Below are 11518 nucleotides of genomic sequence, written 5' to 3' on the forward strand. Positions count from 1 at the left end.
TGACGGCGTTTACCTGATAATAGCGGGGGGCCTTGCCGCTGCCGTCGTCGAAATAATCCTGAAGCACGATCTGTTCCGCTTCCGGGTTGAGACCCTTCCAGGCGCGATAGCGCACCCACAGATCGGCGGGTGAAGGGAAAGCATCGAGACCGAGGTTCGCTTCCTTGGTATCGCTCTGCCCCGAGCGGTCGTGAAAGACGAAGCCATCGCCGTTTGAGGAGAAGACGAAAGGGATGTCTAGTGTCGCGGCGTAGTCAAGGCCCTGCTGGATGCCATCGCCGACGCTGTGATTGTTGTCCTTCGCTTCGATCAGAGCGATCGGGATATTCGGCTTATAGTAGAGAACGAAGTCGGCCTTCTTGGCCTTGCCGCGCGTCACCAGCTTGCCGCGCACGATAATGCGGCCCTTGGTGAAATAGACCTCCTCCCGAACCTGCAACATCTCGTCCCATCCAGCGTGCTTGACGGCAGGCAAGATGAATTTCGTGCAGATGTCGCGTTCAGTGAGGCTTCGTTTGTCCATCAACTGATGTTCCCCCACCCTTGGCTCTATGAGGTAAGCTCATTCCGATCAAGGGTGCAGTTCAACACATCGGCTAGTGAGCCGTTTAAAAGCCCACGTTTTGTGGGGACCGTGGGAATTCGCACAACCTCCACTTGGCCGTTGAAGCCCGCCTCGGCTTCCGCTAAGAAGCCGTGGCTGGCCGGTTCACTGGCTGGTTCGTTTTCCGGATTTCGATCCTGAAGGCACCCGTAGCTCAGCTGGATAGAGCGCTGCCCTCCGAAGGCAGAGGTCACAGGTTCGAATCCTGTCGGGTGCGCCAAGGGCACATTCCACCACGCAAGCACCGAAAATTGCCGCCAATCGCCGCCGGAACTACGCCCGTGCGAAGAGCGGGAAATAGCCAGAAGGCGAAAAAAGCCTAGTAATGGCGGTGATCGGCGGTGAAAAAGTCCGAATCGCTTACGGTCGAATGGCGTATTTGGACCTCATGGCAGAGCTCGCATATTCGTCGTTGGATGACCGCTATGCGCCGCGTGTCCGTCGTTGATTGCCCTTCTGCCACTTCCCGAAAGCGGTCATTCACGCGCCAGTGGCGGCAGAACAGCTAGGATAAGCGCAATCGCCTAGCTCCATGACGACACCGGCATTGATTACGGTGTCGTAGCCAGATAGCGCTGACATTAGTTGTCTAAACGAACGATTCGACTTGTCCATTTCCCCGGCTTGTCTCTCACTATTCGCAACGCGAAGTAGTCGCAGGCGTGGTCCCGGGTGGCGGACGATTTGCCTTGGAACTTCACTATCTTAGACCGAAAATCCGAACGGCAACTATCGACGGAAAGGCGGCAACGAAAATGCTCGGTGAGGACTGGCACGGTCATACCACAGTCTCATCGCGGACATGCGGGGCGCCATTTATCTCAACGAAGTGCCTGATGAACCAAAGGTTCTCCAGGCTGAAGGCAAGATCGGGTTAAGCTATCCGTTGGGAGATTCGGGTGTATTGGAAGGCGACACGTGCCGTCTACACCCGCCTTGGAAAATAGCGGCGTCTGCATTTTCGGTCGCTAGCCTGAGCGTGATCACGGGCCACATCTTGGATGCGCCCTCGAAGCCTCATTGCTGGACCTTGAGGCGCTCGGCTGGGAGAACATCTTCCGTCGTCTCGCAATGCTGCGTGCGCGCTTGGCCGGAAATCTGATCAGGATCGGCACCGACATCGTGACGTCGCAGCGTGAGGCCGCCGGTATCATCTCCTTCAGGTCATCGGATGCCGAGGCGCTGGCGGCGCTGCTTCGAATGCGCAGCGTCCGTGTCGAGGCGCGCAACGGGCTCGTGCGCGTCTCACCCCATTTCCACAACCGCGAAAGCGAGATCGATAGCTTCTGCGAAATTTCTAGCAGCTTGTCGAGGATACCGAGCGCTCTGACCGATGGTGGGCGCTATGAAACTCAATCCGAGAGCACGAAGATTCTCACTTTGGCATTGCCGACGAAATTTTTCGCGGATGGCTGCCTGGAGTGCTCCTCCAGCTCGCCCGATCAATGCGATCCGAGCATGATTAGGTTGTTCTCGCTGTCGCGGAAAAGGGCGTAGGTGGCGCCTGGCTCCCAAGGTGCCGGCGACGGCGGGTGCGTGAACTCCACGCCGCGCTCTGTCAGCCGTTCATAGGCCGCCCCGACATCGGGTGTAATTAGAATTGCACTCGGCGTCTCGCCGGGCGTGTCGTCGGGCCGCTCTGTGAAAAGCAGATGGGTGGGCGACTCCCCGACGGCCAGCTCGATCCAGCGGAGACCGTCCCGATAGGGAGCATCCGTCGCGACCTTAAGCCCTACCTTGTCGCGATAGAATGCGATCGCGCGATCCTGGTCGCGCACTGGCAGATGGGCGAATTTTACATGGCTGAACATATGATTCTCCTTGGTCCCGCCCGGTCCTCCTCACCCCTCCATTGAACGATGAAGAACGATGAACGCTCTCGCTGCATCGCCTACCCGGCGCCACGGCCAAGACGGTGAGATCGCCGACGTCGAGGACACGGTCGCCGCCGGCTCAGACATTCCAGGGAAGCCTCCCGGAAGCACTGAGTCACAAACCACGTAAACCATCTCTTCCGAAGCCCGCGCCCACACGTCACGTGCCTGAAACCCGGAACTGTGGATCGGCGCGGTCGCGTCGGCCGTTTGCCTGCGCCAACGGTCGGCGCGATCTTTATTGTCGCTTCTTTCTTCAGCCCATCTTGGCAATGACCTTTGCCATATCGTTGGCGTCGAACGCCCTTAGGGTCTGCGTTCGGACGTTGCCGAGCGAAGCTATTGATAAGCTGAGCGCGGTCGCGGCTATATCATCGTCCGCTTCGGCAATCGCGACCACGTCGTGCTGACCGAGCGTCCAGTAAAGCGAATGCACTTTGACCCCGCTTTTGGCCGCCATCTCCTTGAATGCTTCAGCACGCTTTACGGTGTCCTTGACTGTCTTTGCCCCCTGATCCGTGAAGTTGGTGAGCAGCACATAGTAAGCCATATTATCCTCCCATAGACAGGGAGGCATGCGGGCGCTTCGGCGACCGCCGTATCTCCCGCCTCAAAGCATAGCACGTCACGCGAACTGCGTCCCATTGCTAAGGCCGATTGCAAGAATGGCTCCCTTATGACGCCTTGGCTCGGGAACAGTGGGCGGAAGGCCCTAGCAGGCCGTTGAAGAAGGATCACGTTTGGCCTGGAGGATGGCCTCGTCGCCATTGTGATGCGAATGTGATCTCGATCGAGCCGTGGTCCAGCAGTTCGGCGAAGCCACCCTGCGACGTCGTCCAACTCCTCGCAGCCGGCCCAAGTGTAGGAAGACCGACGAGGGACTGTAGCTGAGATCGACGGCCACTTGGAGGACAAGACTTACAGCACGCTTTCGCCACCAGCCAGAACGATTGTCATAGCGGTGTCTGTCGCTGTCCTGAGTCCAGAAGCTCGAGTCTCGATTTTCGGGCAACAATCTTCGCCCAATGTGTGGACGGGTTCATGTAAAGCGCTCTATCGCAGAGATGGTGGCGAAGTTTTCCTTCGCTGATCCGGACAAGGTCGACCGGCTGTCGAACCAGTTTCCGGTCTAGAACGGCGCACCCCGGCTGACATATCCGATGATCGTTGTCGATGAGTTGGTGCGCGGTACGACCATGTTTGTGTCGGCGCGGTGGGGTCTGATCCCGTATTGGGCGAAGGACCCGAAAGGTGGCGCACAGCCGAATCAACGCCAAGAGCGAGACTTTGAAGACCGAGTGGTGCCGCGCGAAGGCGGCGACTGGCAGGTGTCAAACGTGCGGTGCCGTGCCAATCGGCAGCTTTGCCCATTCCAAGATTGCGGGTCCCTGATATATTACTCTGACCATCTCGTTCGCAGGATCCGTTTTGCGCATATGCAGCCGGCAACTCGAGCGAGAGCGTAAGCTTCCCGCCGACGCGCCGAACCTCGGAGGTGTTATGCTAGTACTGGTTTTCGGCCTCGTGATCTTCTTCGGAATCCATTCTGTTCGGATCGCCGCCGGCAGCTTTCGTGATCAGCAAATCGCCACAAACGAGCGGCGCTGGAAGGGACTTTATTCGCTCCTATCGATCATCGGCTTCGTGCTGATCGTCTGGGGCTGGAGTCTTTATCGCCCCAATGCGCCTGAGATCTACGAGCCGCCCTCTTGGGGCCGCCATGTCGCGTCGGTGTTGGTGCTCGCCGCATTCGTCTTTCTGGCAGCCGCTTACTTGCCCACCGGTTCAATCAAGCATCGGCTGAAGCACCCGATGCTGGTGGGCATCATCCTTTGGGCCATCGGCCACCTCCTGGCCAATGGCGACCTTGCCTCGCTCCTAGTCTTCGGAGCATTTCTGGTTTACGCGATTGTCGATCTCATTGCCGTCATTCCACGCGGCGATCCGGCACCCGCGGTCGTGCGACCGCGTAGCGACCTGATTGCTGTGGGCATCGGCTTGGTGGCTTTCGCATTGTTCGGGCTCTGGCTGCACGGCTGGCTGTTCGGAGTCTCGCCCTTCGCTTGAACGTCCGCAGCGACGGCGCGCCTTCGAGGATGTCCTGGCGAATCCCACCAGTTGCCGCGGATCGAGCGCTGTCGCCGGCCTCGGCATTTCGCTGCTGCCTACCTTCTTCGTCCACTACCAGCTTGTAGACGGGGCCCTCACCCGAATCGACATTGGTGTAGAGGCCGAAGGCGCGGAGCTGTTCATCGCTTATCCGCGTGAGCGCAGTGCGTCAGCCAAGGTGCTCGCGCTCATCGAAAGTCTGCGGCGAAGCTTCGGCGATCCGCCTTATTGGGACCGAGCGTCCGACCAATCGCCGAGTCGCAACACGCGTCCGCCTTTTGAAGCTTAGAAGAACCGTCACCGTCGCGCCGGAATGTGCCGCCGGCAATCTTGAATTGATGAGCCGCGTGTGCATTCCGTATCACCAACAAGCGTTTGCGGCGGAAGAGCTATGGTCGCGAAACTAGTACAGCCAGTCCTTCGAAGCTCATATCGGGCGTTCTGCGGCTCAGGTGTTTGAACCAGCGGAACGCACCATTTCGTGACGTTCACGACAATAAGCGACAAGGTCGCCGTTCGCACGCATCGCGGCCGTCCGAATGTCCGCTATCGTTTTTCGGACACCAGAAGTTGCCGGTCTGCTTCCGGCCTCGGTCCTGCCGGACGGCAAGGCGCCCACAAGCGGTCGTCAAGTATGCCCCATAGCTCCATCTGCAACCTTGTGAGAACACGCTAGCCGGCGTTCGACCAACCGGCGGCGGCGGGCGGCCTGAAATGTGCAGATCGAGAGACAGTCGCCCATCACGTTTCCCTTCCACTCTGCCATGGTCTGGAACCCAATCCGCCTCGAATGACTTGTTTGTCGATAGCTCTCGAAGGGAGGAACCATTGTCCGCACCTGAGGAAATGGATGTCGTCCTCGAAAAGCTGCCTTTGAGGATCGGCGCCTACGTGCCCGACGATTTGCTGGAGGACTGGTTCGCGCCGGGAACGGGCATGAACCCGGTCAGCAAGGAAGCGCTGGCGGCCGCCAAGACTTACGGATGGCGCTTCGAATGCGAGTTCAAGCATTACCCCGAACGGATGGAGGGCGTGTTCTGGAAGTGGGTGCCGGCGATCTGATCCGCGCAATTTGCATCGGCCCCTTGACGCTTCAGTGATGAGGTTGCCGCGAAGCGTGATCGCTGTCTTGATCGCCTCAGCCGCCGCCGATCGGCGTCGTCACCTTTCCGGTTCCGCCGCATTCGGGGCAGGTGCGGCCGTCGATCATACCCGTCCCGGCGCAGCGGTGACACATATGCTCGCCGGCACCGGGAATGCCTGTCGCGTCGGGATTGGCTTCGCCAAATTGTTCGAGTTTGCCTTGCAGCTGCTTTCTCAACTGGGCGACCACGGTTTCGTCGACTTCAAGCGACGTGCTGCTGTCATCGGGCAGACCTTCGCCGGATTGGCCTATGGTTTCGTTGCGCGGCCGGTCGTTGGTGCCTGTCGTTATCTCTGGTTTCTGAGCCATTGCAGTACTCTTTGCAAATTGCAGGTGCAGCTCTCAGCTCCTGCGGTTCGAACGCCTCAGCTCCGCAGAGGTTCCGGGTGGCAATCGTCGCCGGCAGGCTTGGACGGAAGGGGCGACAGCCAAGCGCATCCAGGCTGAAACGGCACGAGGCCGAGGAGGCGCTCAAGCAGGATTCCCATCAATGGCGCCGCGCCGCCTTTGCGCCAGCGCTACGACAGCCGCTCCGACCGCACTTTCACGTCATCGCTTAGCTGCCGCACGACCTCGGCGGTCTTGCGGATATCGGCTTCGTCGAGAGCGACGCCCATGGTCGAGGCGATCGCCAAGAGCTGAGCGTTCAGCTCGCCATAGCGCGCGGCGCCTTTGCGCGTCAGCTGCACAAGCTTCGAGCGCCGGTGTTTTGGATTGTCGATGAATTCGACCAGCCCCTCGGCCGCAAGCTCATCCGCCAGCCGCTGCATGCGCTGACGGCTGGTGGGCCGCATCTGGGCGATCTGCGGCACGGTGAGCGGGCCAAGCAGCGCCAGGCTTCGCATGAAGCCGAACGCACCGCCGCCCCAACTGGTGATGAGCCCGGTCTTCTGGCCGAGAGCCCGTATTCTGAAGAAGCACTGGGCCACTTCGAGCATCAGCTCGGTGATCGCCTCGGCCTTGCCGTCAACGATGGGGTCCGTCCTTGGGCCCGCCCCGGTCCCGTGTCGTGCCGACGCCATCGCCTTCTTTCCCCTTTTCCGTGCCAAGTTCTGCGATTGACACTGCAGTTGTCAACTTTTAGAATGACACCTTAGTTGTCGTTTCTAGGCGGCTGTAGGGCTTCATGGCCCTCCAGCATCTGCGGGAGCAGACATGGACCAGGCTGGGCAAACCGACAGCGGAACCGCGGGTGTCATCGCGAGACCGCCGCTGCTCTTTCTCGCTGCTTTCCTGATTGGCTTCGTGCTGGATCGCCTGCTGCGCTTGCCGTTCCCCAGGAATGACCTGGTCACCTGGATCATCGGCGGCTCGCTGATCCTGATCGGTTTTGCGCTGTTCGCCGCGGGCATCCGCAACTTCATGCGCGCGGAGACGCCGGTGCCGACGAATGAGCCGACGCGCGTGCTGGTGACGACCGGCGTCCACGGATGGACGCGCAATCCGATCTACCTCGGCATGTTCCTCATCTATGGCGGCATCGGCGTGGCCGCGCAGAATATGTGGATCCTTGTCCTGACGCTGCCGCTTGCAATCCTGATCCGCTACGGCGTCGTCGCCCGCGAGGAGGCCTACCTCGAGCGGCGCTTCGGCGATGCCTATCGCCACTACAGGCAACGCGTGCGGCGGTGGCTCTGAGAGTCGCAGGAATCCTGATGTGTGACGCCTGATCCCAAAGTCTCGTCGAGTTGGTACTATTTTGTCGGCTGACGACGATCCAGAACCAACGCTACAGGGTATCAAATGAAACTCGGCTTCATCGGCACAGGCGCGCTCACGTCAGCGATTGTCAGCGGACTTAAATCCGCCGCGGACAATTCCGTATCGGTGCTGCTGTCGCCTCGTAATCAAGAAATCGCTGCCGGCCTGGCGCTTCGCTTTCCGGATGTCCGCGTTGCACCCGATAATCAGGCCGTCCTCGACAGTTGCGATACCATCATGCTGGCGGTTCGGCCGCAGATTGCGCATGACGTGCTTGCAGGATTGCAGTTTCGTCGGGACCATCACGTCGTCAGCTTGATCGCCATCCTGTCGCGCGAGGAAATAGCCGCCTTGATCGCTCCCGTGGAGCAGGTGACGAAAGCACTTCCCATGCCGATGATCGCTCACAGGCAGGGAGCGACAATCATCTGCCCGCCCGATCGGCGCGTGGCGGCGTTTTTCGGCCGACTGGGAAAGGTGATCGAGGTCGATGATCCGAGCGAGTTCGACGCGCTGAGCGTCGTTACCGCGACATTTGCCAGCTATTTCAAATATCTCGATACAATCCATGGATGGCTGACAGAGCATGGCGTCGCCGACGCGCGGGCGCACGACTACATCGCCACCATTTTCAAAGCGCTGGCAAACGCACCGAAAACAACGCCGGATATGGGCTTCATGGATCTGGCGCAAGACTATGCAACGCGCGGCGGCATCAACGAACAGGTTGTGCGCGAGCTCACGGCAGGGAATGTCTTCGATGCCTTCGCAGAAAGCCTGGATGGCGTGCATCGGCGCATCGCGGCAGGAGCAGCGCCGCGCATTGGCCCTCGATCGTGACGATGACAGTTGGTCCTGCCGTAATCCTTCACACCAACGCGCCGGCGGTGGCGATGAAGCTGTTGCGGGAAACGCATCCGGGGCTGTCGGTCTACCCTTGTGACAGCTACGCCGGCCTGGCCGCCCTGATAGAACAGACAAAAGCCGAGATCGTCTATTCGGTGCGCTTCGACGGTACGGCGCGTTTCCCGCGCTCCGCTCTCCTGGAGAGCCCGACGGTGAAATGGGTGTCGGTCGGCGGGTCGGGGACGGATCATCTGGGTCCCTGGGACCCCGAAAAGGTGACGGTGACGAATGCCGCCGGGGTCGCGGCCGACATGATGGCCGAATACGCGCTGGGGGCGATGCTGTCCTTCTCGCTCGGCCTTCGAAATTTCGCCAGGCATCAGCGCGCCCGGACTTGGATCACCGGGGCGGTCGAGCCGATCCAGGGCAAGACCTTGCTGCTGCTCGGCCTCGGCAGGACCGGGCAAGCATTGGCCCGGCGCGCCAAGGCCCTGGGACTGACGACGCTCGGCGTGCGTGCGCATCCCAGGGCAACCGCCGATGTCGACGAGGTTCACGGCATCGAGTCCTTGCCGGGGCTTTGGGGCCGGGCCGACTTCATCACCTGTTGCGTGCCGCTGCTGGAGGCGACGCGCGGGCTGATCGGCGCTGCGGCGTTTGCCGCGATGAAGCCGTCGGCGGTGCTCATCGACGTTTCGCGTGGCGGCGTCGTCGACGAGGCAGCACTCGTGGCTGCGCTCGACGGCGGCCGCATCAAAGGTGCCGCGCTCGATGTGTTTTCGACCGAGCCGCTGCCGGCGAATCACCCACTTTGGGGCTATGAGAACGTGATCGTCACGCCGCATTGCTCGTCGGTCTATGAAGGCTGGGAGGAGAAAGCGCTTGATATGTTCGCAGACAATCTCAGCCGCTATCGGCGCGGCGAAAAGCTGCTCGGCGTTGTCGATCCAAGACGCGGTTACTAGTTCCTCTGCACAGAGGATTTGGTTCTTTGACTGAGCCTGAAGGAGGCTGTGATGGTTGCCGCCGACCGATCTCCTCCTGCCAATCTCGAGCGTTTGCGATTAGCCATAAGCCACCACACCTTCGTCATCCCAGGGCGGAGCAAGGAGCGCAGCGACGCGGCGCAGACCCTGGGATCATGCCTTTCCTCGGAGCGCTGCTGCGGTGGAGAACCTTTGATCGCGGCGGGACAGCGCCCCCCTCTGTCCTGCCGGACATCTCCCCCACAAGGAGGGAGATTGGCCTTCATCACTGATTTCGCCAACAACCAACCTTGCAAAAAGGACGCTGTCCGCGAAGCTGCCGATCTCCCCCCAAGTGGGGGAGATGTCCGGCAGGACAGAGGGGGGCGCGAAGGATCGCTACAGAGCGCTTTTATTCTGTTCCGCCGCGTTCCTCGGCTGATGTCACGGCATGGATCCTGGGGTCTGCGCCGCGTCGCTTCGCTCCTTGCTCCGCCCCAGGATGACGAAAGGGAGGATCGTTTCGGCCAATCCTAGAGGTTTGCTACTTGCCAACGGGCGGTCAAAAACTTCTGCGTCGAGTACCGATCCCAGATTTGAAATTTCCGCGAACTATCGCCAAGATGCGATCGAAAACACCCAGCCAGAAAGGCACTCATGTCCGAGATTGCCCACCTCGCCGCCACCATCTTTAAGCGCGCCGGCAAGGCGCGGCGTTTTGTCGTTGCCATCGCCGGTCCTCCGGGCGCCGGCAAGTCGACGATTTCGGCCCGCCTGCATGAACTGCTGCCGGAAGGTACGGCCGAAATCGTGCCGATGGATGGCTTCCATTACGACAATATCGTGCTCGAGCAGCGCGGCCTGCGCGCGCGAAAGGGCGCTCCGGAAACCTTTGACTTTGCCGGCTTCGAAACCTTGCTGAAGCGCATCCGCGCGGCCGAGCCCGACATCGCCATTCCGGTGTTCGACCGCAGCATGGAGCTGTCGCGCGCCGGCGCTTCGATCATCGCCGCCGACACAAAGTTCATCCTGGTCGAAGGCAACTATCTCTTGCTTGACGAAGAACCATGGTCGCGACTGGCGCCGCTGTTCGATTTCTCGATCTTCGTCGACGTGTCGCGCGCCGAACTCGAGCGCCGGCTGCTTGAACGATGGCATGACCATGGCCGCTCCGACGAGGATGCCCGCGCCTGGATCGCCTCCAACGACATGCCCAACATCGACCGCGTGCTTGCCCCCCGCCGCCCCGCCGATCTGGTGATCGGCGATCAATCCTGATGCGCAGGAAGGCCCCGCCGGAACCTTAGGACTTTCCGGCCGTTATGTCGGATACGGCAATGATGCTGACATGAGGAAAACTGTCCCATGGCAACTCCGATGGCAACCAAGGCAAGAAAGCCTGCGCCCGGCAAGGGCAGGGCAACTCGATCAAAGGCAACTGAAGCAAAGGCAACTGAATCAAAGACGGGCGCTGGCCCGGCGGTCGCCGCCCGCTCCAAGGATGCAAAGCCTACTTTCGGCAAGGCGGCACCGAAGAAAGTGACACCGACCGCAGCTAAGGCCACGGCAAAACCGGCCAAGCCGAGGAAATCGGCAAGCGGTGGCAGCTCCATGGCAGACAGTGCAATGCGCACGGTCAAAACGACGGCCAATGTCGCGGCCGGGGCGGTTGTCGCCACCGCCAGGAGCGCTGCGTCTCTTGCCGCTTCCGTTATGGGCAAGGGCGGCTCAAAATCAAAAGCCAAGACAAAATAGGCCACGCGTACGACAGCCGCTTTGTGCAGCTCGACAGATTAGCCCCCTAGTTAGCCCCGGGCGGGGATACTAAGACCCTTTTGCACCGCCGGGCGGGCAAGGCCGCGTTCCAGCCATGCCGCGACATGGCGAAAGTCGTCGAAGCCGACAAGTTCCCTTGCCTCGTAAAAACCGATCAGATTGCGCACCCAGCCCAGCATCGAGATATCGGCGATGGTGTAGTCGTCGTCCATGATCCAGCTGCGGCCCTTCAGCCTCGTCTCGAGCACACCGATCAGCCGCCGCGATTCGTCGCGATAGCGCGCTAGCGGCCGCTTGTCGGCGATCTCGCGTCCGGCGAATTTGTGGAAGAAGCCGACCTGCCCGAAGATCGGCCCGATCGAGGCCATCTGGAAGAACACCCACTGGATCGTTTCGTAACGCCGCACCGGGTCGGCCGGGACCAGCTTTCCGGTCTTGTCTGAGAGATAGAGCAGGATGGCGCCGGATTCGAACAGCCCGATCGGCCTGCCGCCCGGGC

15 protein-coding genes and 1 tRNA gene are annotated in these 11518 nt (G+C 60.7%); 9 read left to right on the forward strand and 7 right to left on the reverse strand.

The features are described 5' to 3' along the window. Positions 1-523: type I restriction endonuclease (locus EOA86_RS06860; protein WP_206629968.1), on the reverse strand; the 523-nt coding region annotated here is incomplete at its 3' end. Between the two features lie 224 nt (positions 524-747). On the opposite strand from EOA86_RS06860, the gene EOA86_RS06865 reads away from it, so the two are divergent. After that, positions 748-824: transfer RNA gene (locus tag EOA86_RS06865), tRNA-Arg, on the forward strand. 851 nt (positions 825-1675) lie between these two features. Further along, entirely contained in the window at positions 1676-2101 is a 426-nt protein-coding gene (locus tag EOA86_RS06870; protein ID WP_206629969.1) for a hypothetical protein, read from the forward strand. Here the strand turns inward: EOA86_RS06870 and EOA86_RS06875 are convergent. Then, positions 2047-2415 (reverse strand): VOC family protein, encoded by a 369-nt coding sequence (locus tag EOA86_RS06875; protein ID WP_127207956.1) that lies wholly within the window; start codon positions 2413-2415, stop codon positions 2047-2049. The genes EOA86_RS06870 and EOA86_RS06875 overlap by 55 nt on opposite strands. 319 nt (positions 2416-2734) lie before the next feature. Next, entirely contained in the window at positions 2735-3028 is a 294-nt protein-coding gene (locus EOA86_RS06880) for a GYD domain-containing protein (protein ID WP_065012366.1), read from the reverse strand. A 950-nt stretch (positions 3029-3978) separates the two neighbouring features. Here EOA86_RS06880 and EOA86_RS06885 point away from each other — a divergent pair. The 3 genes from EOA86_RS06885 (at position 3979) to EOA86_RS06895 (ending at position 5649) form a co-directional block, all read left to right on the forward strand. Beyond that, positions 3979-4545, forward strand: coding sequence for an NnrU family protein (locus EOA86_RS06885; protein ID WP_127207957.1), 567 nt, complete (start codon positions 3979-3981; stop codon positions 4543-4545). Continuing rightward, entirely contained in the window at positions 4460-4876 is a 417-nt protein-coding gene (locus EOA86_RS06890) for a LysR substrate-binding domain-containing protein (protein ID WP_127207958.1), read from the forward strand. Before EOA86_RS06885 ends, EOA86_RS06890 begins: the two co-directional genes overlap by 86 nt. A gap of 539 nt (positions 4877-5415) precedes the next feature. Beyond that, the gene (locus EOA86_RS06895; RefSeq protein ID WP_065009975.1) at positions 5416-5649 is read left to right on the forward strand and encodes a hypothetical protein; all 234 of its coding nucleotides are present in this window, start codon (positions 5416-5418) and stop codon (positions 5647-5649) included. A 76-nt stretch (positions 5650-5725) separates the two neighbouring features. Here the strand turns inward: EOA86_RS06895 and EOA86_RS06900 are convergent, their stop codons facing one another. Both EOA86_RS06900 and EOA86_RS06905 read right to left on the reverse strand, forming a co-directional pair. After that, entirely contained in the window at positions 5726-6040 is a 315-nt protein-coding gene (locus tag EOA86_RS06900) for a hypothetical protein (protein WP_128341066.1), read from the reverse strand. 209 nt (positions 6041-6249) lie between these two features. Then, positions 6250-6753, reverse strand: coding sequence for a MarR family transcriptional regulator (locus EOA86_RS06905; RefSeq protein WP_127207960.1), 504 nt, complete (start codon positions 6751-6753; stop codon positions 6250-6252). 133 nt (positions 6754-6886) lie between these two features. Here EOA86_RS06905 and EOA86_RS06910 point away from each other — a divergent pair, with 133 nt between their 5' ends. The 4 genes from EOA86_RS06910 to EOA86_RS06930 all read left to right on the forward strand — a co-directional run bounded on the left by EOA86_RS06910 (position 6887) and on the right by EOA86_RS06930 (position 10521). Continuing rightward, positions 6887-7369, forward strand: a complete 483-nt coding sequence (locus EOA86_RS06910) for an isoprenylcysteine carboxylmethyltransferase family protein (protein WP_127207961.1) — start codon at positions 6887-6889, stop codon at positions 7367-7369. Between the two features lie 105 nt (positions 7370-7474). Further along, entirely contained in the window at positions 7475-8272 is a 798-nt protein-coding gene (locus tag EOA86_RS06915) for a pyrroline-5-carboxylate reductase (protein WP_128341067.1), read from the forward strand. Between the two features lie 2 nt (positions 8273-8274). Beyond that, complete coding sequence (locus tag EOA86_RS06920) at positions 8275-9243, forward strand: D-2-hydroxyacid dehydrogenase (protein ID WP_128341068.1); 969 nt, start codon at positions 8275-8277, stop codon at positions 9241-9243. A 657-nt stretch (positions 9244-9900) separates the two neighbouring features. Further along, positions 9901-10521 carry a nucleoside triphosphate hydrolase gene (locus EOA86_RS06930; RefSeq protein WP_128341069.1) on the forward strand — a complete coding sequence of 207 codons (621 nt, stop codon included), beginning with the start codon at positions 9901-9903 and terminating at the stop codon, positions 10519-10521. Here EOA86_RS06930 and EOA86_RS38490 read toward each other — a convergent pair. Together EOA86_RS38490 and EOA86_RS06940 are read right to left on the reverse strand one after the other, a co-directional pair. Beyond that, positions 10512-11003, reverse strand: coding sequence for a hypothetical protein (locus EOA86_RS38490; RefSeq protein WP_164891595.1), 492 nt, complete (start codon positions 11001-11003; stop codon positions 10512-10514). The genes EOA86_RS06930 and EOA86_RS38490 overlap by 10 nt on opposite strands. A 45-nt stretch (positions 11004-11048) precedes the next feature. Continuing rightward, on the reverse strand, positions 11049-11518 hold a 470-nt coding region (locus EOA86_RS06940; protein WP_128341070.1), incomplete at its 5' end, for a glutathione binding-like protein.

Origin of the sequence: Mesorhizobium sp. M5C.F.Ca.IN.020.32.2.1 (assembly GCF_004023105.1) — a bacterium.
In the GTDB taxonomy this organism is placed as follows: domain Bacteria; phylum Pseudomonadota; class Alphaproteobacteria; order Rhizobiales; family Rhizobiaceae; genus Mesorhizobium; species Mesorhizobium wenxiniae.